Raw genomic sequence first — 25,700 nt, forward strand, 5'->3', positions numbered from 1 at the left:
GTACAAAGGTCCCGTAATAAAAACAGAGCTATGATAAGATGTAAATTCATCTTATCATAGCTCTTTAATTAACTATCTAACTCATTTAAGTACAAATTCCCACTTAAACTGCCAGTTATACCCTAAACTTACCCATGGCAGTCTGCAAATCAGTAGCCAGGCTGGACAGGGCATTGGCGGCGGCAGCAATTTCTTCACTGGAGGCGGACTGTTCCTCAGCTGCAGCGGAAATAGTCTGGGTCTCCTCAGAGGTATCACGGCAAACCTTGTCAATATTGTCCATGGAACCTACTACATTCTGCATTCCATTGGAAACGGTCTGAACAGCGGAATTAATTTCTTCCATTTCAGTCTTGATGGAGGATACACGGGCTGTAATATCCTTAAACTGCTCACCCACATCACGGATAGCCTGTGTACCCATAGCAACCTCCTGGGTACCGGATTCCATAGCATCCACAGCTTCCTTGGTATCACCTTGAATAACGGAAATACGGTTCTTGATTTGCTCAGCAGACTCCTGGGACTGCTCTGCCAGCTTGCGAACCTCCTCAGCTACTACTGCAAAGCCACGACCGGCTTCACCAGCACGGGCTGCCTCGATAGCTGCATTAAGGGCCAGCAAATTGGTCTGGTCAGCAATGGAGGAAATACTGTCAACGATTTCACCGATCTGTGCGGAGTTCTCGCCCAGTTTTTTGACTACCTCAGCAGAATTAGCAACGCTCTTTTCGATATTGTTAATCTTTTCCATGGCGTTCTGCATCAGCTGAGCACCAGTATCTGCAGCTCCGGCCATCTGCTCTGTATTCTCCGTAACACTACCAGCCTTATCAGTCATTACACTAATATCTCCAAAGGCAGAATCTATACTATGTTTAGCCTCATCCATGCTGGACAGCTGCTTTTCCATACCTCCGGCCACGTCTACAACGGACTGTGCCACATGGGTTGCTGCCTCTGCTGCCTGCTGGGAGCTGGCTGTCAGCTCCTCACTGGATGCGGCCACCTGCTCTGCGGTATTCATGGTCTGAGTTATTATACCCTTCAAATTATGAAGCATGGTATTAAAGCCTTCTGCCATCTGCCCCAATTCATCCTTGGAATCTACATGCAAAGGATTCAGACGCAAATTACCCTTGGCCATTTCACTCATATTGGCACCGAGTGCATCGATTCTGGAAACCATGTTGTTTGCCTGATATACAATACTGCCTACGCAGAGAGCAATCATAACAACACAAACGAAAATCATAATTTTGGTAAGAGTTACTGCTGGTGCATTGATTTCTTCCTGTGGCATCTTAATTGCCAGCTTCCAGTTTACCCCTGGTACAGTGGCAAAATACAGATTATTATCATCAAATTCCGTCATACCACTTTCATTACTGAGCAAAGCCTGAGCTGAAGCAGCCAAGCTCTTATTTGCGTCCTCGGTAATTTTCACGCCATTTTCCACATCGGCAGGATTTTCTGAATATACATAGGTACCATCAGAGGTAACCAAAATTGCCTTGCCATTTTCACCAACCTTGATGCTGGCCATGAGCTCGCTGATTTCTTTGAGGGAGAAATCCACTGTTATACAACCAACATACTGGCCGGACAAGTCAAAAATAGGTGCGGAACAGGTGGACATAACTACCTTGGAGGTTGGATCATAGTATGGATCGGTGATTAAAGCACCCTCCTTACCTACCCCCTTGGCATTCTTGTAATATTCCTGAGTAAAATAATTGTACTCGGCATTGCTGTACTCATAGGTTTCCTTAATGGAGCCCCCATCCTTGTACCAATATGGACCCATATATTCCTGGGACGCATCAAAGGCAAAAGGCTCAAACCAGATACCACTTCCATAGAAGAAATCGTCCTTCTGGATGGTCTTGCCGATAACAGCCTTAAAGGTATCCATTGGAGCGTTCTTGTATGTGGCGCCGACGAAACGGGCCGTGTTCACTGCAGTGGAACGGGCCATATTAAGCTTTTCATTAATATAATTTACATTGGCCTTCAGCTCTGAATTCATAGTGTTCTCTATCTGAGTTCCCAAACTCCCACTAGAAGACACCACTGACACTATGGTAAGAATAAGCATACCCAAAATTACAACGGGCAGCGTCCCTACCAGCATTTTTCCTTTAATACCCATAGTAAAGCCTCCTTACATATTTGAAAACATGGTATTACTATTATTAACTAAAATTAACTAGCTTATTGTCAACCTTCATTGACAATAAAATACTATATATTTCATATTCCACACAAAAAAATAAACTCCTGCAAATATTACAGGAGTTTCAAAAATACTAATTTAGTCCCGGTATCATTTTTTCGCGCATGGAAGCCGGAATACTAGTGTATATTCAGGATTTAATTATTAGCTTAACAACAATGCATCGGAATTAAGCTCACTGCCTGCAGCCTTCTCAAACATAGCCAGCAGGTCCTTGATGGTGAGGCTTTTCTTCTCATCGCCGCTCACATCAATGAGGATTCTGCCCTCATGGAGCATAATCAGACGATTGCCACAGGACAATGCATCCCTCATATTGTGGGTAATCATCAGGGTGGTGAGCTTACGGCTATTTACAATGTTATTTGTAAGCTCCAGCACCTGAGCCGCAGTTTTTGGGTCCAGGGCTGCGGTATGCTCGTCTAAAAGCAATAGCTTTGGCTCCACCATGGTAGCCATAAGCAAGGTCAAGGCCTGACGCTGACCACCGGAAAGGAGTCCCACCTTGGATTCCAGACGATCCTCAAGGCCGAGATTCAAAGGCTTCAGCTGCTCCCGGAAATAGGCCCGCTGAGCCTCCGGGGCACTCCAACGCAGGGTTGGGAACTGGCCACGGCGTGAGGCAATGGCAAGATTTTCCTCTATCTGCATATTGGCAGCAGTACCCATCATAGGATCCTGGAATACACGCCCAATATACTTTGCCCGCTTATGCTCCGGCAGCTTGGTGATATCCTTGCCGTCAATAACAATTTTTCCAGCATCCACCTTGAAGGTGCCCGCAATTGCATTCATAAGGGTGGATTTTCCCGCACCATTACCGCCGATTACCGTTACGAAATCTCCTGGCTTCAGGTGCAGCGACACCCCTCGCAGGGCCACCTTTTCCGTAATAGTGCCCGGATTAAAGGTTTTCTTGATATTTTCAATATTAAGCATTACTCGGCCACCTTTCTCTTTTTCAGCTTAGCCTGACAAAGAGGCATGGACAGAGCAGCCGCAACCAGAATTGCCGTAAACAGCTTCAAATCGTTTGGTGGCATACCCATCTGCAAAACTATGGCAATAACAGCTCTATATACAATGGAGCCCAAAATTACGGAAATCAGGCAATTTTTAAAGCTGCGGGTGCCAAAGAGTACCTCACCGATAATAACGGAAGCAAGCCCGATAACGATGGTACCAACACCCATGCCCACATCGGCAAAGCCGTTGGCCTGAGCCACCAGAGCTCCGGACACGGCCACTAATGCATTGGAAATCAAAAGGCCCAAGATAATAGTTATATCAGTATTGATACCATTGGCGCGAATCATGTGGGGATTGCAGCCAGTGGCACGAATGGAGGCACCGATTTCTGTACCAAAGAACCAGTAGCACAATACACCGGTAAAAACTACCACCGCAGCACCAATTACCAAAACCATATTCCCAAGGGTCACATCGGGAATAGAATACAGGGTAAATACAGTGTCCACCTGTAATAGGGACAAATTTGCCTTGCCCATTACGTGAAGATTTACGGAATACAGGGCAATCATGGTAAGAATCCCCGCCAATAAAGCCGGGATTTTTAATTTGGTACACAAAAATCCAGTCACAACACCTGCCAGCATACCGGCAAAGGCTGCCACGAAAATGGCGAGAACGGGATTCATGCCTCCCAACATACAAGCAGCAGCCACAGCCGCCCCCAAGGGAAAGCTGCCCTCCACTGTCAAATCAGCAATATCCAGCACCCGAAATGTAATGTATACTCCGATGGCCAGCAGAGACCACAACAGCCCCTGTGATATAGTAGGAATAATCAGATCCACTTCAATAACCTCAATTCAGTACCTCGGCATCCTTCAGTACATCTGCAGGAATGGTGATGCCAAGTTTATCAGCATTTGTCTTGTTGACTACAGCCTTAAGAACCTTTGCAAACTCAATCTTCATATCAGCTGGCTTGGACTTACCGTCAAGGATGTCAGCAGCCATAAAGCCGGACTGACGGCCCAGCTCATAATAATCCACACCGTAGGTTGCAAGACCGCCGGCCTTAACCATGTTGGACTCACCGCAAATAACAGGCTTCTTGGCAGCCTCGGTTACGGAAATCAAGGTTGGCATGGAAGAAGCAATTACATTATCAGTAGGCAGATAGAAAGCATCCACCTTACCTACAAGGCTCTGAGCAGCCTGCTGAATATCATTTACATTGGAAATGGTAGCAGCCTCAACCTTAAGGCCCTTAGACTCAGCATATTCCTTCATGGCCTTAAACTGAATCTCGGAATTCACCTCACTGGAGGTATATACACAGCCAATAGTTTTAGCATTAGGACAGAGCTTAATCAGAAGGTCCACCTGATCCTTGATAGGATTCATATCGCTGGTGCCGGTTACATTGCCACCAGGAGCATCATTGGATTTAACCAGCTTTGCACCCACATAGTCGGTGATAGCAGAACCTACAATAGGAATATCCTTGGTCAAATTGGCCACAGTCTGAGCAGCCGGAGTTGCGATTGCGTAAATCAAATCCACATGATTACTTACAAAACGCTGTCCAATATTCTGCAGATTGGACTGATCGGCCTGAGCATTCTGATTATCTATTTTCAGATTCTTGCCCTCTTCATAGCCACGCTCCTTAAGGGCATCCCTAAATCCCTTGTTGGCAGCATCCAGCGCATCATGCTCCACCAGCTGAACAATACCAACCGTTTTCTGGCCAGATGACGCCTGATTATTGGAGCCACAGCCACCCAACAGGCCAAAGGAGAACAGTGCAGCCATTCCCAGGGCTGCCATTTTCATTTTCTTTGAAAAAACCATACATTATCACTCCTAATAGTATAAAAATAAGCAAGATGAAAGCATACTGGCTTTCATCAGCCCTTACACGAAATCTAAGTTCATCTTCAACTTGCAGATTTGATTCACTAAGATTCCATAGCAAAAAACCTAACACATATTATACATGATTGTTTCAGAAAAATAAATATTGTTCTCCCCATAAACACAAAATTATTTTTCATATAGATAGTTATTTTAAAATCCTCTTACTAAGAACAACTATAATTTCTCATTCAACCAATCAAAAAGGAGCAGCACCATGGCTGCCCCTATTGGGGTGAATAAATATTCAGATTATGCGATTTGCTGATATTCAGCTATACTATTGTAACAAGGATAGCACTGCACTACCGTTTTGGTTGGCCTGCCCCAGCATGGACTGGGCGGTCTGCATTAGCACATTAGCCTTGGTGTAGGCTGTAAAGCTCTTGGCCATATCCGCATCCCGAATTACAGACTCCGCAGATGTTACATTTTCAGTGGCAGTAGTAATATTGGCCGCCGTAAACTCCAGCCGGCTCTCAATGGAACCAATAATGGTCTGCTGTTTCAAGGCACGGCTAATGGCCCTGTCAATAACAGTTATGGCAGAAGTGGCCTTTTGCTGGGTAGCTACGCTGACAGCAGTACCGTCAGCTTTTGTAAGGCCCAAAGCCTCACAACGCATATCTGCCAAACCAATGCTGATGGTCTGGGAAGCCTTGGTGCCAATCTGGAAGTAGGCACTCTTTTCCGGCTCAGAGCTTGCTGCCTGCTTTGCCATGTAGCGAAGAACCATGTAGCCCGCTGCATAGGCACTGTCATCCGAAGGAGCCCCTGAATTCTCCAGTACACCCTTTAAAGTATCAGGGTCATTGGCCAAGGACTGGATTGTCACCTTGCGGTAATCATCTATGCCATGTACCAGCTCTGCCATGCCTTCCTTAACATATTTAGGCAATTCATTAAAATTTTTGATATTGGCAGCCATAATGGCATGGGTCATTTCATGGGCCAATGTACGGTCCAGGTAAAGCTGATTCGGGTTATCCTTTACCGCGCCATTTTTATCAGTGAGATCCAGGTTGTTATAGTAGTGCATATTAACGGTGAGTTTCAGTTTAGTAGTAACACCATCATTATAATAGTTTGTTACATACGCCAAGTTGTTGGAAGAAGCATCATCTTCAAAGTTTACATCCATAGATTTTACAGAAGTACCATTTTCCCAGAAATTAATGGCAAAGGACTCATCTACAAGCCACATACAGTTAGAGAGCCACTGGCTGTCCAGGGCACCGGCAATAGCCTTTTGCATGTCGTCACTAATATCATCGGGCCAATTCACAGTAAGTCCCCTGATAAAAGAACTGCCCTTGGTGTTGCCACCATAAGATGTCTTTTCTTCCGGCACAACAGATTCCGCGGTTTTTACCCGCTCACTGCCAGCATCAAGGCCAGTAATGGATCCCGTATCATCATTCTTCAGATTGATACCACAAACCTCCAAAAGGTCTCCATTACTATTTCTCATAGCCTCAACGAAGCTATTTATAAGGGATGCCTCATCCTTAAACATTCCTGAGGAGCCAAATTTTATAGCCCCATCCAAAAGCTCCTGGGGTGTACCAGATGTGCATGCATCCAAATAAGCCATGAAGGAAACAATGGAATCCTGCTGGTCCGCCACAATATTGCCACCCAAGGCTCCGTTTACCAAATACTTTCCATTAAAAGTAACCAGGGCATTATCATCGATCTGGTTCATAAGCTGGTCCAGCTCTTTTTGAATAATTGCCCGGTCACTGTCCGTATTTGTATCGTTAGCGGCATCAATAGCCTTGGCTTTAAAGGTTCTAAGTGCATCCACTGTGGAGGACACTGCCCCCTCTGCCACCTTCATCATGCTGGAGCCATTCTGGGTATTGACAAGGGTAGCATCCAAGCTCCTTATTTGTACCCGCATCCGCTCACTGATGGCATAGGAAGAAGCGTCATCCGCCGCACTATTGATCTTCATGCCAGAAGAAACCTGCTGAAGCTGCTTGGCAAATTCCTTGCTGTTCCGTCCAAGAACATTTAAGGTATTAATTGCCGACATATTATTCTTAACTACCATGGCCATAGCGTATCATCCTTTCTGCGCTTGCCCCGTGTTGCTGTAGGGAAATCATCCTTGTTTTAGCCATTGAATTTATAGCGGCGTACACCACTACTAATCATAGTATCGTTAAATTATTTTGTGAACTTAATATATAAAAGCAACACCTCCACAAGTAGTATATTTTACTTAACTTTTTGCAGGAAATCTTCGCTATATGGAGAATTACTACTTATGAATAACCTTTTTGTCCGAGTATGCAAATTTTATCAAGTGAATACTTAAATTAATATTTGAGGGATTTTGATTTTGTGTGAATGTGTTTGATGGGAGGGCTATTTATGGAAATTGCTTTGGGATTTATTATATTCCTGCTATGCCTTGTAATCGGTGTTCGTTTTGGTGGGCTCGGGCTGGCAGCAGTCAGTGGTGTAGGCCTGGTAATCTATGTATTTGGTTTTGGTTACAAGCCAGGTGTACCACCAAATGACGTAATGCTGACCATTCTGGCAGTTGTTACCTGTGCGGCATTCTTACAAACCTCCGGTGGCTTGACTGTATTGTTGAAGCTGGCCGAAAAAATTTTACGAAGAAATCCCAAAAATGTTACCATTTTAGCACCTATTACCACATGGTTCTTGACTGTTCTTTGCGGCACCGGCCATGTATGCTATACCATGTTTCCAATTATTTATGATGTAGCTATCAAGCAAAATATCCGCCCTGAGAGACCTATGGCAGTATCCTCTGTTGCTGCCCAGATGGGAATCTGCGGTTCACCGGTATCTGTGGCCATTGTTTCTATAGTGAGCTTCTTGACTATAGCCGGTTATGATATCAGCATTGCCAAGGTTTTGATGGTCTCCATTCCGTCCACCTTCTTCGGTGTGCTGGCAGCGGCTATCTGGTCCATGCGCCGAGGTAAAGAGCTGGAAGATGATCCTGAATTTCAGGCTCTGATTGCTGACCCTGAACAGAGGAAATATGTCTATGGCTCCACCGAGTCCCTTTTGGACAAGGAATTGCCTAGAAGCTACTATATTGCTGTTGGTATTTTCATCGCAGGCATTATTATAATCGCCTTAATGGGCAATCTGCCGGACTATCTGCCTCATTTCTCCGCTGGTACGGGCAAACCAGCCAAGCCAATTTCCATGACTTTGGTCATTCAGATGGTTATGCTGTGTATTGCCTCACTAATATTGTTCTTCTGCAAGGTAGATGCCAAAAAAGTAGCTGATTCCAACGTATTCCGGGCTGGAATGGTAGCCCTGGTATCCGTTTATGGTGTTGCTTGGACAGCCAACACCCTCTTCGCGCATCACATGGATTTTTTGAAGGGCGTATTGATTTCCGCCGTTGCAGTATATCCATGGGCTTATGCCATCATTGCCTTTTTCACCTCAAAGCTGGTTAACTCTCAGGCGGCAGCCATTGCAATAGTGGCTCCTCTAGCTTTGGAGGCAGGGATAGAACCCGTTATAGTTTTATCCTTTATTTCCGCCTGCTATGGTTATTTCTTCCTGCCAACGTACCCATCAGATTTGGCCTGTATCGGCTTTGACCGCTCTGGCACCACCAAGATTGGCAAGTACATTCTCAACCACAGCTTCATGATACCAGGCCTCATTGGCGTTATCACCGGCTGCTGTGTGGGTTATGTAATCGCTCATGCTATAATTTAAGCCCCATCCCATATAAAAACCACACCTAAGATTATTAAGTGAATTTAATATTTAAGGTAACAAAAGGGCCACCAGCTTTATGGAAATGCATCCATACAAGTCGGTGGCCTTTTTTACTTGTCAACATACTTTTTTGTCAGTAACTTACTTTTATTAACCAGTATATTACCCGTATTATTCTGCGATTTCCCCGTAGGCAATCTGCTCTTTATCAAATTTTCTGGAAAAAAGTATCCAGATAATCGTTATATAAATAAGGAACTGGCCAATGGTTACAGCGCAGTCGAAAAAGCCCGCTCCCCTAAATACGATGTCACGAATAAATTTAAACTCCCAAGTTAACGGGAATATCTGGTTAATCCAGTGAACCCAATCAGGCATCATAGTCATAGGCACACCATATCCGCCGAAAATAAATCCTCCTGGCACAAACAAAATCATTCTGCTGGAAGCCGCCCCTGGATTGGCTGCAGACCAGCCCATAAACACAGAAACCATCCCCAGCATTATTATGTACAGGGCCTGAACGGCAAAATACAGAATTATATTTCCCGAAAAATTAATATCACCCCAAAAGCGCAGTACCACAAGACCAATAAAATTGGCAATGAGCCAGCAAGCACAATAAGGCAATATGCGTTCTATAAGGTCATAGGCTGTGCCCAGCTTAAAATGAAGATCAAGCTTCCCCTCCTGCCTTAGCCGTGGCACCATGCCCAGGGTGGCAAAGGCAAAAAACATTGAAGAAAAAAATATCAAAAAGCCCGTTACCTCGCCATTACTGGCAGACTCTGCAGGATTAAAAAGAGAGCGGGAAACCAGCATTGTGCCTCCCCTTATGGTATCACCTGTACCAAGACTTGGATTGTTTAAGTCCGCAATAATCTCATTGAGGGCCTCCCTTACACCGCTTAAGGCTGAGGAGCTGGTATTATCATAAAATACACCGATGTCGGCCCGCTCCCCATTATAATGATTTTTCTCAAGTCCCTGAGGCAAATACACTACCGCATAGGCCTTATCACGATACATAAGCTCATTTGGCTCTGCAGGGGTATTTACAACCGCTGTAACAGAAATGAGCTGGGAATTATTAAGATAGTCAATAAGTTCATGACTGTAATGGGAATTGTCCAAATCAATAACCGTAATTGGAGTATCCTTGGCGTAATTCAGCCCCAGCATAACACTGAAAATCACCGTTATAACTAAGGAAACCATTATGGATACCTTTTCATAGGGCATACCATTGCCAGAGAGAAGATGTTTTAATTCGTCCCGAAAAGCCTTCATCTCATCTTCACTCCCATCGTCATGCCAGGAAGAATTTCTTCTGTAGGCTCAAGGTAAATACGCATCTGGAAGGATGTTAAATCCGCCTGGCCCTTTTCACGGGTCATACGCAAATCCGCAAAGCCAGGGGCCTGGGTGAGCAGGCGAATAGTACCCTTAACCTTTTTCTTGCCAGCTACGGAAACGGCTTCAATTTCATCTCCCTCCTTATATTTGTCAACCTTTTCCTCGCTTACATAAATGTCAAAATAGTAACGGTTGCTTTCCATAAGGAGTACCGGCGTATTTTGGGCAATCATTTCCCCCTCTTTTGCCAAAATCTTTATAATCTTGCCATCCTCAGGTGCTCTAAGAGTCAAACGCTCCTTTTTAACCTTTAATTCCTTAAGCTGAACCTCCAACCCTTTCAGCTGCTGGTTCAATGCCTCCACATCGTTTAACTTGTTGGCTGCTGTCTGACGCTCCAAAGCAATAGTTGGCAAATTAAGAGAATCTGTATCACCATTATCTGAGGTGCCTGCCAATAATTTACTTAAAAGCTGTTTTTGCTGAGCCACATTTGCAGTATTTACCTGCAATGAGGTCTGGGCTGCATCCAGATCTGCTTTGGAAATGGCTCCCACCTCAAAGAGCTGAACCTTACGGTTATAGTCCAAGGATGCATTGTTATAGTTGGCCTCTGCCGCATCCACCGCAGCTTTCTGCTGGTCAATCTGGCGGAAGCTCTGCTGTTCGTTGGTGTCCGCCTGGGACATGGCAATATTGACGCCGCCACCTGCCGACTTTATCTGAGACTTCATCTGGGCAATCTGGGCTTCCAATTTAGCAATGGACAAATCCACATCAGTGCTGTCAAGCACCATCAGCACATCACCCTTTTTTACTTGGTCAGCCTCTTTGACACACTCCTTTACCATCCTGCCGCCTACATTTTCAAAGGAGAGTTTAATTTGTTCGGCGGTTAATATTCCTTCTTTTTTCTCAGTGGCCAGTACCAACGCGTCATTACCCGTGTACATTAAAAGCAGTCCTGTAACCACCATTACCACTGCAAAAATCATACCAAATTTCTTTGCCCTTAATTTCTTATCCATTTCTTACCTCCATCATTTTATGCAAACAAAAAACGACCAATACATAACCGATGGTGACTACAATTTCCGTCCCTGCAGTCTCCTGGCATGTATTAGCCGTTGTCATTTCCCATAATGGGCGACGCCTAAAGCACTATATAGATTTATTTCTTGGTTATCTTACGATAATTTTTAAAAATAGTCAAGAATTTTTGTAGTTTGATAAAATTAACTATTCAGATGGAGTTTAAAACTCCGCCTGAATAAGTCTTTATTTTATCGGCAAGATAACTCCATAATATACAATATAAAACGCAATATATTTTGCCGTTTTATGATATAATTGAAATGAAACATGGAAAAGTATATATGGGGAGGGGAGAAACGATGAAATACATAAATGTCAGCGAGGCGGCTTCCAATTGGAAGGTATCGGAGAGAAGTGCAAGAAATTATTGCGCCACTGGCAAAGTGAGAGGCGCAGTATTGGATGGTAAAACCTGGAAAATACCTGATGATGCCCCTAAACCTCCTAGAAAACCACGGGCAGGCAAGATATCCGACGATTTGCTGACCAGACTACAACAGGAAAAAGAGGCTGGAATAAAGGGCGGTATCTATCACAAGGTCCAGATAGAATTAACCTATAATTCCAACCACATTGAGGGCAACAGCCTCACCCATGACCAAACCAGATTTATTTTTGAGACCAATACTATCGGTGTAGACAATGATGCGGTTAAAGTGGACGATATAGTTGAAACGGCCAATCACTTTAGTTGTATCAATATGATAATCGATGCCGCCAAATACAAGCTAAGTGAATCCTTTATAAAGCAGCTCCATTTATGCTTAAAATCGGGAACCTCTGACAGCCGAAAATCATGGTTTGTTGTTGGAGATTATAAAAGAATGCCAAACGAAGTAGGTGGTCTTGCCACCACTGCCCCGGAAAATGTGTCATTCGAAATAAAACAATTACTAAAAAAATATAATTTGGAGAAAGTGAAATCCTTTGAGGATATCGTGGCATTTCATCATCATTTTGAAATAATTCACCCATTTCAGGATGGCAACGGGCGTATAGGCAGACTGATAATGTTCAAGGAATGCTTAAGAAACGGCATTACACCATTTATTATCAGTGATGATTTAAAGGGGTATTATTATCGCGGATTAAAGGAATGGATAAAGGAACCAGGCTATTTGTTGGACACCTGCCGAACGGCCCAGGACAGATTTAAGGTTTGGTTGGACTATTTCAAAATAAAAAAATACAAAACATAAAGCGCTATTATCCACTCCACTGTTGCTACAGCAACAACCCTACAGAACGGATAATAACGCTTCTTCACACAATCCCCGGAGAGATTGACAAGCTCAATATAAATTTGTTTGTCATTATATAACAGTTTATAGTTCCTTCGGCGGGCTTCATTACTAATCCCTTTGTTACGGTTTAAAATTTCCCGTAATTTGCTTTTCATTTTTTTAGTGTTATTAGTTATGCAATAATAACGGAAAATTAAATTTCCCCTTCATCCATGATTCCCAGCTTCCTTTTCCAATAACGGGAATATATGGCCCCCAAAGGATTATGGGAAAGAAGACGATCCTTTACCACCAATGCCGTGACAGGCCCCGGGCAGGAGCCATTGAAAATAGCGTCATGGCCCACGCAAAGACCGCAGGAAATGAACAGCTCTGTACCCTTTTCCGCCAATATCTTGGCCTGAAATTTCGGATTGCACATGGCCTCATGGTCCAGCTCCGGCTTAACCTGCTTTAATCCAAGATTTTTCTTGTTAAAGCTGCAATTTTTACAGCAAACACTATAAAACTCAAAGCCTTCATTTTTAAAGAACTTGGCAATATATCTGGCCTCAGAATTTAAGCCAATACAAAAAGCCATTCCCAGCTTCTTATATCCCATGGTCTTAGCAAATTCCGCTGTTTCCTGCAAGCGGGTAATATTACTGTAGAAGGTGCCCTCCACATAGGCCGCCGCCTGCATTATTTTCTTTTCCTCATCACTGTAAGCGGATAAAATCTCCTGATCAGTGTAACCAGTGCAGTTTACCCCCTTTGTGTAGCAGGCATGGGAAGGACAATTGGCACAATCTGCTTTCATAAAGAAATCCCTCCGGATTAAATGTATTTTTCAACCAGCTCAATTACTTCCTTAATGAGAGCATCACAATGAGCCTTCTTCTCGATTCCCTTTTCCTTGCTGATTCGCAGGAGGTCTCCGCAGTCCAGCACATCATCATGGTTGGCCTTGATGGCATTATGATATTCATTGAGAATTTTCACATCATTTACCCCATGCATTCCCAGCACCATTAGTCCAGCCGTAACGGCACCACATACGGAGGCCCGCTTCATTCCGCCTCCAAAATTAAATCCAAGATTGAACGCCTGCTCCTTGGTAAGTCCCATTTCCTCTGCAAAAGGAATCAATACGGACTGGGCACAATTATAATGCAGGCTGGTATCATCCCGCAGGACCTGGGCTGCTTCTGTGTATCTGCTCATTAGTAACACTCCTTAAAATAAACACTATGATCCATTACAGCAAAAATGTTCCGCAATACATCAGTATTATACCGCAATATATCATTTTTTTACAAAGATGTCATATAGATGAATTATATACTATACTCCGCTCCGGAATACATCTGTGACACCTTATCTCCCAAAACTTTCTGCAAAATAGGATAGGCTTCATCACCGGTGCAATGCCCCGTTATAACCCTCTGAATTCCTGTAGCTTCAACGCGTTTTGCGAAGGCCTCCACCTCCTCAGGGGATGTTTTGTATAAATGGAAGCCGCCAATTATGGCATATATTAGAGCATCATTATACTGCTTTTGAACTTCATTGATAATATTATCTGCGCCGCCATGGGAGCAGCTGTTAAATATGACAAGACCTTTTTCAGTTTCAAAAACCAGACTTTGTTCATGGGCAAATAGCTCAGGAAAAAACAAATCATTTTCCATGGTAAACATTTTCGCCTTTTTACCAGGCTCTGTCATATCAAATAAGTGCGGCACCAAAGTTACACCCTTACAGATTTCATAGATGCCATCAACATATTTTATTCTGGATTTGAACTTTTCCAGCCATCCCTTGTGGATACCGATATATTCCATTCCCTCTTCCTTTTGGGAGTAACAATTTTCCTTGCAGGAGCTCCTTAGCAGCATGGATGCCTTTTGGTTTTCCTCGAAAAATTCTCCCATGCCATCTGAATGGTCATAATGGGCATGGGATAATACTGCCACATCCACCTTGGATAGGTCCACTCCTGCCACCTTTGCATTATTGGAAAATCCCTCCGAGGCTCCGGTATCCAACAAAATTTTCTTATCTTCATATTCAATATAAATTGAAAGGCCCCACTCATTTAAATAATTTACCGCTGGCAGATTGTCCATTAACACCTTAATTTTCATATATACACTTCTTTCTTCGCGCCACTCTTTCCATAATAATACATTCCTGTCCTTCGACAATCATATTGACAGTCGTATAAATATAGTTATATTATACCGCCATTGTTCAATTATTCCTAAAAATATATCTTTATATTAGTTGGCCATTTTTCCAACCAGCTCATCCTTCCCCCCCGTGAATTCTGATGATAAAATGCAGCTAAAGATAACTTAGGATATAATATTTACACCATGATGCATATATGATAAAATTAAAACAAAGAAAACCAAGAAATCAAAGAATTTTGTAAGGAGATGAAATCATGTCAACTATACCTTATGACAGAAAGATAGTAAGTATATCCTCTAAACGACAGATTACAATTCCCCAAAAATACTTTAAAATGCTTGGTTTTGAGAGCGAAGCAGAATGTATTTTGAGAGGAAATGAGCTGGTAATAAAACCTGTACAAATACTTTCAGATAGTGAATTTTCTGAGCAAATTTTAGCTGAGTTAATAGAGGCAGGATTATCCGGAAACGAATTGCTGGAAGCATTTAAGGCAAAACAGGCGGATGTTAAATACGCCGTTAAAAATATGATAGCTGAGGCTAAAAAGGTTGCAGAGGGTAAAGCAGAATACGCAACTATGGATGATGTTTTCAAGGAGTAAAATATGGCTGAAATCAGATTCCTACCTCCCGCAGCAAAGTTCTTTAAAAAGATTAAGGATAAAAAACTAAAGAAAATTTTTGAATCAACTATCAAATTAATAGCTGATGATCCTACGATTGGTGAAGCAAAATCGGAGATTTAGCGGGTATTTATTGCTATGATGTGTATTACGCACGAACAAATTATGAAATAGCATATACCATAGATGTAAATAAGTCCGGTGATATTGTAGTAATCATAATGTCTGGAACCAGAGAAAACTTCTATGAGCAACTTAAGAATTACATAAGGTCAAATTATAAGCATTAGGAAGCACATAATAAAACATCCGAAAAGGCCCTAGCCATCCCAAAAATAAGATGGTTAGGGCCCTTATAATATGGCCAAAGTTTTCGACTTCAACCGAATATCTGGTGGAGATGAATCATACATCACCCTTGGTACTCCATAGTAAACAACATCATCTCCAAATATTTGCCAGTGTCGGAATGTGCCAATCCTCAACATTTGCTCTTATCTTATCACACTTTTCTGGCACTCACTAGCTTAGGTGTTTAGCTTTGCAACCCTTCCTCGGAAGAAGCAAACCTCACTTCTACCCATAGAGTCACCAAACAGGAGAAATTTAGTCATCCAGGAAATTATTAATCAATTTCAATGCAGATCCTGCTTTTGAAGCTGCTTGTGAATTTGGATTTGCATTTGAAGATGATGTATTATCTATTGCTTTTTGTTCACCTAATTCATCAATAGGTGCTACAAGGATTTTACCTGTACCTCGATATACATTAACTACCCCTTCGCCAGTTGCCATACTGCTAATAAACGACTTATTGACTTTTTCTACAGTAAAGTCCAAATTGCCAGACCAAGCAACAGCATATGGACCATCAATTCTTGCTGTACTATTCTCAAGCGTAATTTCCATCAATTCATCATATGGTACGGAAGATTCCAATACGGCAACTCCATCACCAACTAATTTAGTATTAAATAATCCCTCTCCGCCTAGAATTGCCGAAGAAAAATTGGCTCTAGACTGCATATCAATATTAATATCACCAGAACTTGCAAGATACATACCATCATCCACAACTATTCCGCCATCCCAGTCTTTAGGATTAACTAAAATAATATGCTTATACGTTGGTTCAAGAATTAATGTACCGCTACCCGAATACAGTGGTTTCACAGCTGACTCGTTATTTACGACACTCTTAACCATTTTCCCCAAAAAATCTCCTGCACTCTTTACATCTGATTTAACAGAAATATTACCTATCATCATCTGCATAGCACCAGCTTGCAGTCTATATGAATCATCTTTTAATTCAATCCAGACTTGACGTTTGCGTATATTCATTTCAGATGCATAATACGCAAACATAGCTGAAAGTGGATTTGTTGATAAATCTTTTTTGTATTCATATACCTTTACTGCGCCTAACTCAGATACACAACATCTATTTGTTCCTTCCTCTTGCTTTACGGTAAAAGAACCATTATACATAGTGCCATTTTCTACCTGCCCAGTATTTGATGTTGTTGAACCAAGTTGTGTGCCACAACTAGTACAAAATCTAGACCCATCCGGCAATTTTTGTCCACAATTAGTGCAAAACATACTATTCCCCCCATAAATAAAGTCACATAAAAATATTTACCCATGACCATCTTACAATATTTATTTAACAATTACAATTTTTGCCCCATTGACTCACTGATTATTTTTTTCGAGAACTTCATCGAGAACTGCACATTTCCTTATTTCAAGTAGCTCAATAGCAAATTTGACCCACTTGACCCACCAGATATGAGCAGTAGATAGACATTTTTTCTTACAGCAAACATATCATATCTAATGTATGGCTGCTTGAACTCTTTTTATTTTGTCCAATTTAGTAGCCTCATTTTAAAAAAAATATACTTTTTCAAAAATCGAGCAGGAATGTCTCTCCCCCCACAGAATTGTATCCATATATACACATTCACTGACATTAGGGGTTATTGTTTTTCCATTAGCAATAATCAAATTTGTTCTCGCATCCATATAAGTAACCGCTCCTACGTTATAAAATAACCAGTTAGCAAAAAACTAACTGGTTAATATTTAACGATACACCATCACATAAGATCCATTATATCCTTTTCACTCAATAAGTCATTAAAAACCATAGGCTTTTTAATTTGCATACTCTCTGCTACCGTCAGGATATTCAAGATAAGCTCTCTTTGTCTCAACATCAAATTTTGCGATAGGCTTGTTGCAGACCTTCGCTTTCTCTATAGCTGAACGGACAGCCGCAATCGCCCGTCTGTCCATTTCCGCATCCTGATCGCTAATTATATCTTTGTAAGAGATTGAATCATCTTCGGAGACGACTTTGATTTTCATATCTCCTATTTGTTTAATACCCACACTCATTTGTATCACACCCCAATATTTTTACCAAGAACCACTGCAAACTTTAATCATACTGTTTTTAAATGTTTGTTGATGTGAACCTTTGTTCTTATAGTTAGTATAGCATAATGCATTAGAAATAACCAATAACCTACAAGAAAAGGCCAGAACCAATCTAGAAATGGTCCTGGCCTTCTTTATTGCAGGCGAATTTTCCATTTTCGCCTTAATTGATGGTGGAGATGAATCATACATCACCTTAGTAACTCCCTAGTAAACAACATCATCTCCAACTACTCACCAACTCTCTTTAAGCATTTGTCGATAAGTACCTGACTTATGTATATGTGATTATCTACCATTTTCTGCAATAGCGGTTTAAGCTCAGAAATATATCCCACACTCTTCGCTTTCATCAATACACCCAATGTACCAGTAACAGGCAACCCAAGATATTGAGCATGCTTCTTTGCATTATTATCATCAATAATCACTAAGTCAGCAGAGCTCTCTTTTGCTAAGATCATTACCTCAACTTCACCATCGTGTAGTTGCGTTTTATAATACGCTTTCGCATCCACATTGGAAATATCATCTATCTGTATCCAATCCGCATTTAACTTTAACTGCTTGGCACATTCAGAATCGGGCTTGGCGTTTATTTCTATATATACTGCTCGCGGAATAGTAATCTTCCCATAGAGACTCTGCAATACATCTAAACAGGCTATTCCAGCCAGAGCAATCAACGGTGTTGAATTTACAATCACCTTACGCATTTTTGAATTCATTTTCAAATTCCTCATCGTCATCAAAAGAGAATATGGATACTTCAAACTCCGCAAGGAAATGGATAAATTCTTCCTTTGACATTTCAGCCAAAGCTGCACAATACCCCAATGATACCTGCTTTTTCTTATATAAATCAACAGCGTAAAGTTGCTTCATGTATAATGCGACTTCAGCCTGGGTTTTATGAACATTCAGTAATACCTCATCAGGTATTTTTATTGCTAATGTACACATAAATATCATCTCCCTCAAAACATGATAACAGGGATAACTAGTGAACTTTTGTTCTTGTGGTAAGTATAGCATAATACCTTGAAAATAGCCAACGATCTAAAAAAATAGCCCAGATGGTTAATAAAACCTACTGGGCTAATTGAATAGAATATTGCAACTTCATTGCTTACAACCGCAAAGCTACATAACCATTTCCTCAGTTTCCCAGCCGTTTTCCATAGCTATCTGATGCCATGATGCGGCCAAGGTAACCTGTTGCAGCTTATCATCCTCATCTACAGGGTGAAGTGTATTGGCTGTTTCCATTTCTATCTCTCTATGTATTAGTTGGGGAGTTTCTGCATCTTCAGAATTGAGTCGCCGTAACAACTTGCTATCAGTCTTTGCCTGTTCAGCTAAATTATTCATACTCTTATTTAATAGGTACTCCCTCATATTATCTGGCTTTGATTCCTTGTCCGTACCCAGCATTTCATCCAGCAGCTTTTTATCCTCTTTCAAGGAGAACATTTCCAATTCCTCAAAGGAAAGCCCCTTGGTCTGCTGTGGTCCATTATGCTTATCATTTTTCTTAACATAAGCATTTTTGCTAGGAACAGTCATATCAAAATATTCCGTTACGGCTCTGGTTACATCTTCCTGATACTCGGCACTTCCCGTATCAATCCTTTCGCCGTTTGTTACAGTATTAAGCATATTACGGATTTGTCTTATAAGAGAATTTTGTCCGTTATCAATTTGATTTAGGGCACTGTCCAGCTTGGCAAAATAATCATTATCCTTGCCAAATACCTCTAAATAGTTATTCAGGTGGTTGGCCAGCTGACCAAACAGACCTCCGAACTGTTCACCGTTTTTATTCATTTGATAAACAAGGTTGTAATCATCGTCATAACTAACCCATGGCCCGGAGCCTACCTCCTGATAAAGAGCCTTTTCGGCTTCTTCCAGAGTATTATAAGGCTGGAGAATCTTACCGATTGTCTGACTGATAGCCCCACTCAAATCATTTTGAACGGCTTTTTCCGCCTTTTCCTTTCGCAGAGCAATTTCTTCTTCAATAGTCATCTTCTCGGTAATACCGGTTTCTTTGGTCCATGTATAATGGGCTGAATCCATAGAAGCTAATTCCGTCAAAGTAGCTGGGTCCAAAGAGGCATCCACGCCCGGAACAGCTTTCTTCTCAAAATAAAGGGCAAAGGCTTCATCACTGATTTCCACCTTGTATGGCTCGTTATTTTTCCAGACATTATCCTTATCCAGTTCCCCTGTGATAACATCCGGAATAATTCTCTTATTGCCATGGGTGGCCATATTCTGAATACTGTCCACTGCCCGCTGCATCATCTTCAGTTCTTCGTCCCGCGCCTGCTGCAGCTTGTCAGCCAGACTCCCCTGATACTTTGACAGATTTTCTCCCCCAAGAAATCTCGATACCATCATAATTTTCACCTACTCCGTCACACAACACCTTCATATTGTATATCGGTGTATAGTAGATTAATTATAAATATTCAGTTAAAAAATATCCTAAGCAAATTATATGAATTAACCGTCATATTCCAAAGCACAAGAAAAGGCCAAAACCAATCTAGAAATGGTCCTGGCCTTCTTTATTGCAGGCGAATTTTCCATTTTCGCCTTAATTGATGGTGGAGATGAATCATACATCACCCTTAGTACTTAATAGTAAACAACATCATCTCCAAATATTTGCCAGTGTAGGAATGTGCCAATCCTCAATATTTGCTCTCATCTTATCACACTTTTCTGACACTCACTAGCTTCGGAGTTTAGCTTTGCACCCTTCATCGGAAGAAGCATACCTCACTTCCCTACCTGATGAATTGCAGGGAATAATTGATTGCAACTTCTGTGCAGTACCCACTTTCTCTGACTATGGACTCACATTTTCAGACTATGGAGACCTTCATCGAGAACTGAGCAATTCCTTATTACAAGTAGGTCTATAGCAATTAGACTCACTGGCCCCACTGCTTCCTCAATCAGCAGAACAGAAGTAATTATTCTGATATCAGGTGAGACAGCAAGACAGAAGGAGTTTCGTAATTGTTCAGCGTCATCATGTATGGCTTGTCCTTGTTTTCCTTGAACAGTAGAAGCCCTATGGATGGGTCAAAACTTACAGACATAATCTTTGGTATTGGCATCGTGAAGTTTTTGGTTTGTGAGACAAATCCTACACGCTGATTTGATATGAAAAATACTCCGTTAGCTACATCATCCAGATAATTGGTTTTTTGTGTGCCGACATTCATTGAACCCCAACGATAGCGAACACCCTTGGCAATCTTAAAAGAACCAGTGAGGCCACCGAAATTGATTTTAGTGGTCTTGCTTTTCATTTCACGCAGAACTGCCCTATCAAAATAATGCAGCATTTCTCCCTTTTTGGGAATGATGCCGACATTAGCCCAATTCATTTGTGGAAGCATATTGTTGTTTATTTTCCATAGAAAATTAAGAAACTGAATCTTTTGATGGTCTGCCTGGGATACGGTTATAGACGGCGGATTCATTCTATCTGCAACATACCGCTCAACCAAAGTGTCATTTAGTTCTGGTTGGCTAAGCAAAAATTTCACATAATCTTTTTTTCGATTGATGATTTCTTGCTGCTGGGCACGTTCTTGTTGAACCATCTCATATTTTTCTTTGCCTTCGTCAATCTTCTTGTCTACCCAGTTTGTGATGTTGTCAAATAACCCCATGTACAAGCCCCCCAATTTAACTTAAATAAGATACAGTACTCTCTGTTTCTGACTATGGACTCACATTTTCAGACTTTAGAGAACTTCATCGAGAACTGCACGGTTTCTTATTTTTAGTCGTTCAAGAACAAATTATACTCATTAGACCCATTCAAAATAAATTTAAAATGATATTAGGTTAAATTATATCTTTTTAGTTAATGCTTCTTTGGAGGCGGGCCAATTATAGCAAATGCCTTCATCAAAACAGCAACAGTCCAATCATTCTCAGGTAAAAGTTCTAAACTGCCAAGATGATTGGGATTTTTTGAACAGGAATAATAATAATTTGTCGGAGTATCTAATACATAAATAAAACCTGCAAAGTGTAGAGGTCCGCCATTACTAGATGTAGCAGTATAGGCTAGGTAACCAGACTCCCCATATACCTCAGATGAGATGAGGTCTACATAGGTTGTAATATGGTTACCTGAAAGACAATTTAATTTTATAATACGTTCATCATCATCATGAAAATACGCATGTAGTTCTGGATTATAATGTCCTGCTTCAGCTATCTGGGGTGCCTGTACCATAAATAAGCAAGATGCTATGATAAAGCCTATTATTAGTATTATTTTTTTCATCGTATACCTCCATCACAAAATAATATCAATGGTACGAATTATTATTTATCTTAACTCAAAACTTATACTTTTTAATCCAATTAAAAACTGCCATTAAATCTGGGCGATCGTATATTTTTAAATTAGAAAGTTCAGGATTATATCTCGTACCACGAGCTATGGCTATCGTGTTTCTTAACACTTCATCGGTTGCCCATAGTATGCCTTCATCTCCGTAATAGCTCCAGCGTTCTGCACTTATAAGCTGGTTTCGTGAAGAAACTCTTTTAAATGATATGTATAGATGACCACCTTTTGTTTTTGAGTAACTTTGGTCTAAAACATATATACTCTCACCAGTTGGCGAAGTATAAACCCACACATCTTGTGCATTTACTGAATTGGTATGCACTATTGATACCAGAAACATCATAAGAAATATGATAAAGCATTTTTTTAACATAATAACCACTCCTTTATCACAACATATGAATCCACGTCCATATTGACATACCATCAGCAGTTAATGAATTACCAACTTTTACGGCTTCTGTAAAAGTATCTAGTTTTCCAGTACCACACAATATGAATGAATGCTTTTTGCTGACCATGCCAACTACATAGGCTTTATACTTGATACCTTTTTTTTCAGCATTAAAAGCAATATGTACACCATGCTTATTAATTTCTGTATCCGCCACACTGACATGATACCCTAAATTACCCAGCATATTTTTAAATAAATTAATCATTTCATTTCGCCAAATAATCCTATCCTCAGGTCGCATTTGAGAAAAATCATCATACGGTACCATATACATTCCATGATAAAACGTCACAGTAGTATCCCTATCAAAACCAGACATAGCAGCAAGTATACCATATGCATATGGACTGTCTGGACAAGGAATTGCGTACCAATGAGATGGAGCTGTAAATGCGAAACGCCCATCGTATGTACTTATTTCCTTCGCTGAACATACAGATATTGTTAACACTAAAAAAAGTAGACCTGCTACGATAGAACAATATTTATTTATCACAATGCTCCCTCCCAGCTCTACTTTTAACTCTTGACTCACTAATTCTAGATACTGATAATAAATCCTTCCAGAAAGTGAAAATTAATGAAAAAATATTTACTTTATTTCAGACAATGAAATAATTATTTGGTAACATAAAAAGGACTGGCAGAAGAAGTCTACCAGTCCAAGAAGTTTTTGTTATGGGTGCCAATTTCTCTTAAAAATATTACTAATCATATCTGTTAAAGCTCCGGCATCATCTGGTGTAATGTCACTCATGCTGCTGCATGATGTTGCACTCATTGAAACACCATATCTCCAAGGACCGTCGTCATACTGAGGTACACCAACATGGACGTATCCATTGTATCATATCCCATTCCTTGTAGGTGAGACCAGACAAGCAACATAAGCGTATGGCCCATCAGTTCCGGATGTTACATCAACGTAATACGCTTGTGCTGTGCCAGAAATTGACGGCAGAAATGCATATTTTTCTTCGTCATCATAGTAATATGCTTGTTTTGTAGAATTGTAGTGTCCCGCTTCTACAATATGATATGGTTGAATAAAAAATAAGCATAAAAAGAATAACAAAAAGAAGATAAGATATTTTTTTGAGGTCATTTAATTACATCTCCATTCAACTAAAATTTATTATTCTTAATCCAATAAAAAACTTCCATTGAAGTTATTTTGTTTTTACGACGCGATCTTTTAGTTTTTTATCTATATATTGCATCCACTCTTTTTCTTCTTCTTTTTCCTTCGCTAAATACTCTTTATCCCATGAAATTTCATCAACTATTTCATTAAATTTTAACTTGTCATAATTATCCCAATTTATCTTATTAGCAGTTTGTCCTGACATTTTAAATGTTGCCAGATATGAAGGAATTTCATTGCCATATTTATCCATAGATGTTGAGTATACTTTTATTTCAACTTTTTTTAATGATTTATCATTCTTAAAACAACTTTTAAATGTATTTTTTGCTGCTTTTATTACATTTGATGAATTATTAGCATAACCACTGATCTTTTTTATATAGAGTGTCACTAGTACTTTCTTCGAACCACCATCATTCTCTAGGTTTACATCGATTTTATTTACTTCCTGAATATCTGCTAGTGATTGTGTTATTTCGGAATGCAGTCTATTACTTGATAATCCACTAGAGCTACAACCAACACAAGCTACAATGAATAAAAAAATAGTTATTATAGTCATTAGCTTCAATACTTTATTAACCATATTTAATTCCTCCGTTTATACTAATTTTTATCATAGTTAGTTTGTATAACCTAAACATAACAATATCTTTACAACACCAATTCGACATTTAATATTTTTTCCCTTTAAAATATCATTTTTTGTTATTTTTTTTTTACAATAGTGAAGGATTTGTTATAAGGATATAGAAATAGGTAATTGATAACATAAGTGAGGGGAGGCAATTATTATTAAAAAATTATATATTTTTACGGCAATTATTTTTTCATTCATATTAGCAATGCCTATTTGTTCAGCACAATTAGTTCGTAGCAACGATAATCGTATTTCTGTAGATGTCCCAACTAATTGGACCATTATTAATAAGCCAAGTAATGATAAAATACATTGCATATTATGTATGCAAAAGAAAAATAACCCTAAACATCTAATTATGTTTACTGTTAATCATTTTTATGAAAAATATAGTACATTTCGAGACTATTCTGACTCTGAAAGAGATATGTTTGGAAGAAGAGTAACAGAAAAAATAATAGCTGACTTGAAAGCAAGGGGAGCTTCCGTTTCTGTAAACGGAATTGATATTAATGAACATTATTTGATGTTTGGTATTACTTGTTCTGACAAAAACACCAGTGTTGCCTATGTACAAATGTGTTTTATAAAAGGCCATCACGTTCATACTTTAATTTATATGTCACCAACAGGGTCCCAAAATGTGAAAGAATGTGTTGACATTATATCAACCATAACAATTGATGGAATGCCTATCATGGATTGGATTCCATAATATTTGTTATTATAATATGACTATTATAGAAAATGGTAAAAACCTAACTTCTTAATTGTTTTCACAATTTCTAACATTTTAAAAGCACTCCTGTTATTGAGAAAAAACTCTAATAATCATCTAGGCCTCTTTTCTGTTATTACCGCTTGTTTCCACCGTATCTAACATTTCCGCCGAAATACCGTTATTTTCTTTTTCGCCCTATTCGAAAGCATACGAAAAGGCCCTAACCATCAGTGGTTAGGGCCCTTATGCTATGGTCAAAGTTTTCGACTTCGACCGAATAACTGGTGGAGATGAATCATACATAACCCTTGGTACTTAATCGTAAACAACAACATCTCCAAATATTTGCTAGTGTAGGAATATGCCAATCCTCAATATTTGCTCTCATCTTATCACACTTTTCTGACACTCGCCAGCTTCGGAGTTTAGCTTTGCACCCTTCCTCGGAAGAAGCAAACCTCACTTCCCCACTCCATGAATCTCAGGGAATGATTGAACATCACTTCACTATTGGCCCCATTAGATCTGGCAATGGACTCACATTTTCAGACTTC

General features: G+C 40.4%; 27 protein-coding genes and 1 pseudogene. 6 read left to right on the plus strand and 22 right to left on the minus strand.

The genetic code is table 11. The features are described from left to right. Positions 1-115 precede the first annotated feature (115 nt). The 6 genes and pseudogenes from T355_RS13450 to T355_RS15565 form a co-directional block, all read right to left on the minus strand. On the minus strand, positions 116-2,152 hold the full coding sequence (locus T355_RS13450) for a methyl-accepting chemotaxis protein (RefSeq protein WP_037329775.1): 2,037 nt from the start codon (positions 2,150-2,152) through the stop codon (positions 116-118). Between the two features lie 228 nt (positions 2,153-2,380). After that, entirely contained in the window at positions 2,381-3,175 is a 795-nt protein-coding gene (locus T355_RS0103675) for an ABC transporter ATP-binding protein (protein ID WP_027396570.1), read from the minus strand. Then, complete coding sequence (locus T355_RS0103680) at positions 3,175-4,053, minus strand: ABC transporter permease (RefSeq protein WP_027396571.1); 879 nt, start codon at positions 4,051-4,053, stop codon at positions 3,175-3,177. The genes T355_RS0103675 and T355_RS0103680 overlap by 1 nt, the downstream gene beginning before the upstream one ends. A gap of 10 nt (positions 4,054-4,063) precedes the next feature. Then, positions 4,064-5,059 carry an ABC transporter substrate-binding protein gene (locus T355_RS0103685; RefSeq protein WP_027396572.1) on the minus strand — a complete coding sequence of 332 codons (996 nt, stop codon included), beginning with the start codon at positions 5,057-5,059 and terminating at the stop codon, positions 4,064-4,066. 343 nt (positions 5,060-5,402) lie between these two features. Then, on the minus strand, positions 5,403-6,716 hold the full coding sequence (locus T355_RS14935) for a flagellin (RefSeq protein WP_081777614.1): 1,314 nt from the start codon (positions 6,714-6,716) through the stop codon (positions 5,403-5,405). A 48-nt stretch (positions 6,717-6,764) separates the two neighbouring features. Next, a pseudogene (locus T355_RS15565) lies at positions 6,765-7,184 on the minus strand (flagellin); the annotation flags it as partial. 317 nt (positions 7,185-7,501) lie between these two features. Here T355_RS15565 and T355_RS0103695 point away from each other — a divergent pair. Then, entirely contained in the window at positions 7,502-8,845 is a 1,344-nt protein-coding gene (locus T355_RS0103695) for an anaerobic C4-dicarboxylate transporter (protein ID WP_027396574.1), read from the plus strand. 174 nt (positions 8,846-9,019) lie between these two features. Here T355_RS0103695 and T355_RS0103700 read toward each other — a convergent pair whose 3' ends face one another. Next, the gene (locus tag T355_RS0103700; protein WP_027396575.1) at positions 9,020-10,138 is read right to left on the minus strand and encodes an ABC transporter permease; all 1,119 of its coding nucleotides are present in this window, start codon (positions 10,136-10,138) and stop codon (positions 9,020-9,022) included. Then, on the minus strand, positions 10,135-11,232 hold the full coding sequence (locus T355_RS0103705; protein ID WP_027396576.1) for an HlyD family secretion protein: 1,098 nt from the start codon (positions 11,230-11,232) through the stop codon (positions 10,135-10,137). Before T355_RS0103705 ends, T355_RS0103700 begins: the two co-directional genes overlap by 4 nt. Positions 11,233-11,598: 366 nt before the next feature. Between T355_RS0103705 and T355_RS0103710 the strand changes: the two genes are divergently transcribed. Further along, on the plus strand, positions 11,599-12,498 hold the full coding sequence (locus T355_RS0103710; RefSeq protein WP_027396577.1) for a Fic family protein: 900 nt from the start codon (positions 11,599-11,601) through the stop codon (positions 12,496-12,498). A gap of 238 nt (positions 12,499-12,736) precedes the next feature. On the opposite strand, the gene T355_RS0103715 is transcribed toward T355_RS0103710, so the two are convergent. The 3 genes from T355_RS0103715 to T355_RS0103725 all read right to left on the minus strand — a co-directional run bounded on the left by T355_RS0103715 (position 12,737) and on the right by T355_RS0103725 (position 14,669). Further along, positions 12,737-13,342 carry a DUF1847 domain-containing protein gene (locus tag T355_RS0103715; RefSeq protein WP_027396578.1) on the minus strand — a complete coding sequence of 202 codons (606 nt, stop codon included), beginning with the start codon at positions 13,340-13,342 and terminating at the stop codon, positions 12,737-12,739. A gap of 17 nt (positions 13,343-13,359) precedes the next feature. Next, the gene (locus T355_RS0103720; RefSeq protein ID WP_027396579.1) at positions 13,360-13,746 is read right to left on the minus strand and encodes a C-GCAxxG-C-C family protein; all 387 of its coding nucleotides are present in this window, start codon (positions 13,744-13,746) and stop codon (positions 13,360-13,362) included. A gap of 113 nt (positions 13,747-13,859) precedes the next feature. After that, positions 13,860-14,669 (minus strand): MBL fold metallo-hydrolase, encoded by an 810-nt coding sequence (locus T355_RS0103725; protein WP_027396580.1) that lies wholly within the window; start codon positions 14,667-14,669, stop codon positions 13,860-13,862. Between the two features lie 302 nt (positions 14,670-14,971). On the opposite strand from T355_RS0103725, the gene T355_RS0103730 reads away from it, so the two are divergent. From T355_RS0103730 to T355_RS15575, 3 genes are read left to right on the plus strand one after another with little or no spacing between them, the layout of a single operon-like run. Next, positions 14,972-15,322, plus strand: a complete 351-nt coding sequence (locus T355_RS0103730; protein WP_027396581.1) for an AbrB family transcriptional regulator — start codon at positions 14,972-14,974, stop codon at positions 15,320-15,322. A 3-nt stretch (positions 15,323-15,325) separates the two neighbouring features. Continuing rightward, positions 15,326-15,466: a hypothetical protein gene (locus T355_RS15570; protein ID WP_331279575.1), complete on the plus strand. Its 141-nt coding sequence runs from the start codon at positions 15,326-15,328 to the stop codon at positions 15,464-15,466. A 20-nt stretch (positions 15,467-15,486) separates the two neighbouring features. After that, positions 15,487-15,633, plus strand: coding sequence for a type II toxin-antitoxin system RelE/ParE family toxin (locus T355_RS15575; RefSeq protein ID WP_331279576.1), 147 nt, complete (start codon positions 15,487-15,489; stop codon positions 15,631-15,633). 316 nt (positions 15,634-15,949) lie between these two features. On the opposite strand, the gene T355_RS13470 is transcribed toward T355_RS15575, so the two are convergent. From T355_RS13470 to T355_RS0103795, 11 genes are all read right to left on the minus strand, one after another. Then, positions 15,950-16,948: an AIM24 family protein gene (locus T355_RS13470; protein WP_071997159.1), complete on the minus strand. Its 999-nt coding sequence runs from the start codon at positions 16,946-16,948 to the stop codon at positions 15,950-15,952. A 558-nt stretch (positions 16,949-17,506) separates the two neighbouring features. Beyond that, positions 17,507-17,749: a hypothetical protein gene (locus T355_RS13475; RefSeq protein ID WP_037329777.1), complete on the minus strand. Its 243-nt coding sequence runs from the start codon at positions 17,747-17,749 to the stop codon at positions 17,507-17,509. A 272-nt stretch (positions 17,750-18,021) separates the two neighbouring features. After that, positions 18,022-18,519, minus strand: a complete 498-nt coding sequence (locus T355_RS0103750) for a DUF3368 domain-containing protein (RefSeq protein ID WP_197019548.1) — start codon at positions 18,517-18,519, stop codon at positions 18,022-18,024. After that, positions 18,500-18,754 (minus strand): UPF0175 family protein, encoded by a 255-nt coding sequence (locus T355_RS0103755; RefSeq protein WP_027396584.1) that lies wholly within the window; start codon positions 18,752-18,754, stop codon positions 18,500-18,502. The genes T355_RS0103750 and T355_RS0103755 overlap by 20 nt, the downstream gene beginning before the upstream one ends. Before the next feature lie 180 nt (positions 18,755-18,934). Next, positions 18,935-20,197: a hypothetical protein gene (locus T355_RS0103760; RefSeq protein WP_155851661.1), complete on the minus strand. Its 1,263-nt coding sequence runs from the start codon at positions 20,195-20,197 to the stop codon at positions 18,935-18,937. A 581-nt stretch (positions 20,198-20,778) separates the two neighbouring features. After that, on the minus strand, positions 20,779-21,486 hold the full coding sequence (locus T355_RS0103770; protein WP_027396586.1) for a hypothetical protein: 708 nt from the start codon (positions 21,484-21,486) through the stop codon (positions 20,779-20,781). 197 nt (positions 21,487-21,683) lie between these two features. Beyond that, complete coding sequence (locus tag T355_RS0103775) at positions 21,684-22,112, minus strand: hypothetical protein (RefSeq protein WP_027396587.1); 429 nt, start codon at positions 22,110-22,112, stop codon at positions 21,684-21,686. Between the two features lie 55 nt (positions 22,113-22,167). Further along, positions 22,168-22,554: a hypothetical protein gene (locus T355_RS0103780; protein WP_027396588.1), complete on the minus strand. Its 387-nt coding sequence runs from the start codon at positions 22,552-22,554 to the stop codon at positions 22,168-22,170. Positions 22,555-22,570: 16 nt separating this feature from the next. Continuing rightward, a complete protein-coding gene (locus T355_RS0103785; protein WP_027396589.1) occupies positions 22,571-23,134 on the minus strand; it encodes a hypothetical protein in 564 nt (187 codons plus the stop codon). A gap of 351 nt (positions 23,135-23,485) precedes the next feature. Further along, the gene (locus tag T355_RS0103790; RefSeq protein WP_027396590.1) at positions 23,486-23,743 is read right to left on the minus strand and encodes a hypothetical protein; all 258 of its coding nucleotides are present in this window, start codon (positions 23,741-23,743) and stop codon (positions 23,486-23,488) included. A gap of 64 nt (positions 23,744-23,807) precedes the next feature. Continuing rightward, complete coding sequence (locus T355_RS0103795) at positions 23,808-24,371, minus strand: hypothetical protein (protein ID WP_027396591.1); 564 nt, start codon at positions 24,369-24,371, stop codon at positions 23,808-23,810. 379 nt (positions 24,372-24,750) lie between these two features. Between T355_RS0103795 and T355_RS0103800 the strand changes: the two genes are divergently transcribed. Next, positions 24,751-25,140, plus strand: a complete 390-nt coding sequence (locus T355_RS0103800) for a hypothetical protein (protein ID WP_155851662.1) — start codon at positions 24,751-24,753, stop codon at positions 25,138-25,140. Positions 25,141-25,700: the final 560 nt, after the last annotated feature.

The sequence above is a fragment of the Anaerovibrio lipolyticus LB2005 genome (genome assembly GCF_000621545.1).
GTDB classification, from domain to species: domain Bacteria; phylum Bacillota; class Negativicutes; order Selenomonadales; family Selenomonadaceae; genus Anaerovibrio; species Anaerovibrio lipolyticus_A.

What these genes read in the sequence shown, in the direction of transcription:
- T355_RS13450 (WP_037329775.1), bottom strand. Translation starts at nt 2,152, where the DNA reads ATGGGTATTAAAGGAAAAATGCTGGTAGGGACGCTGCCCGTTGTAATT.
- T355_RS0103675 (WP_027396570.1), bottom strand. Translation starts at nt 3,175, where the DNA reads ATGCTTAATATTGAAAATATCAAGAAAACCTTTAATCCGGGCACTATT.
- T355_RS0103685 (WP_027396572.1), bottom strand. Translation starts at nt 5,059, where the DNA reads ATGGTTTTTTCAAAGAAAATGAAAATGGCAGCCCTGGGAATGGCTGCA.
- T355_RS14935 (WP_081777614.1), bottom strand. Translation starts at nt 6,716, where the DNA reads ATGGCTTATTTGGATGCATGCACATCTGGTACACCCCAGGAGCTTTTG.
- T355_RS0103695 (WP_027396574.1), top strand. Translation starts at nt 7,502, where the DNA reads ATGGAAATTGCTTTGGGATTTATTATATTCCTGCTATGCCTTGTAATC.
- T355_RS0103700 (WP_027396575.1), bottom strand. Translation starts at nt 10,138, where the DNA reads ATGAAGGCTTTTCGGGACGAATTAAAACATCTTCTCTCTGGCAATGGT.
- T355_RS0103705 (WP_027396576.1), bottom strand. Translation starts at nt 11,232, where the DNA reads ATGGATAAGAAATTAAGGGCAAAGAAATTTGGTATGATTTTTGCAGTG.
- T355_RS0103710 (WP_027396577.1), top strand. Translation starts at nt 11,599, where the DNA reads ATGAAATACATAAATGTCAGCGAGGCGGCTTCCAATTGGAAGGTATCG.
- T355_RS0103715 (WP_027396578.1), bottom strand. Translation starts at nt 13,342, where the DNA reads ATGAAAGCAGATTGTGCCAATTGTCCTTCCCATGCCTGCTACACAAAG.
- T355_RS0103720 (WP_027396579.1), bottom strand. Translation starts at nt 13,746, where the DNA reads ATGAGCAGATACACAGAAGCAGCCCAGGTCCTGCGGGATGATACCAGC.
- T355_RS0103725 (WP_027396580.1), bottom strand. Translation starts at nt 14,669, where the DNA reads ATGAAAATTAAGGTGTTAATGGACAATCTGCCAGCGGTAAATTATTTA.
- T355_RS0103730 (WP_027396581.1), top strand. Translation starts at nt 14,972, where the DNA reads ATGTCAACTATACCTTATGACAGAAAGATAGTAAGTATATCCTCTAAA.
- T355_RS15570 (WP_331279575.1), top strand. Translation starts at nt 15,326, where the DNA reads ATGGCTGAAATCAGATTCCTACCTCCCGCAGCAAAGTTCTTTAAAAAG.
- T355_RS13470 (WP_071997159.1), bottom strand. Translation starts at nt 16,948, where the DNA reads ATGTTTTGCACTAATTGTGGACAAAAATTGCCGGATGGGTCTAGATTT.
- T355_RS13475 (WP_037329777.1), bottom strand. Translation starts at nt 17,749, where the DNA reads ATGAGTGTGGGTATTAAACAAATAGGAGATATGAAAATCAAAGTCGTC.
- T355_RS0103750 (WP_197019548.1), bottom strand. Translation starts at nt 18,519, where the DNA reads ATGAATTCAAAAATGCGTAAGGTGATTGTAAATTCAACACCGTTGATT.
- T355_RS0103755 (WP_027396584.1), bottom strand. Translation starts at nt 18,754, where the DNA reads ATGTGTACATTAGCAATAAAAATACCTGATGAGGTATTACTGAATGTT.
- T355_RS0103760 (WP_155851661.1), bottom strand. Translation starts at nt 20,197, where the DNA reads ATGATGGTATCGAGATTTCTTGGGGGAGAAAATCTGTCAAAGTATCAG.
- T355_RS0103770 (WP_027396586.1), bottom strand. Translation starts at nt 21,486, where the DNA reads ATGGGGTTATTTGACAACATCACAAACTGGGTAGACAAGAAGATTGAC.
- T355_RS0103775 (WP_027396587.1), bottom strand. Translation starts at nt 22,112, where the DNA reads ATGAAAAAAATAATACTAATAATAGGCTTTATCATAGCATCTTGCTTA.
- T355_RS0103780 (WP_027396588.1), bottom strand. Translation starts at nt 22,554, where the DNA reads ATGTTAAAAAAATGCTTTATCATATTTCTTATGATGTTTCTGGTATCA.
- T355_RS0103790 (WP_027396590.1), bottom strand. Translation starts at nt 23,743, where the DNA reads ATGACCTCAAAAAAATATCTTATCTTCTTTTTGTTATTCTTTTTATGC.
- T355_RS0103795 (WP_027396591.1), bottom strand. Translation starts at nt 24,371, where the DNA reads ATGGTTAATAAAGTATTGAAGCTAATGACTATAATAACTATTTTTTTA.
- T355_RS0103800 (WP_155851662.1), top strand. Translation starts at nt 24,751, where the DNA reads ATGCAAAAGAAAAATAACCCTAAACATCTAATTATGTTTACTGTTAAT.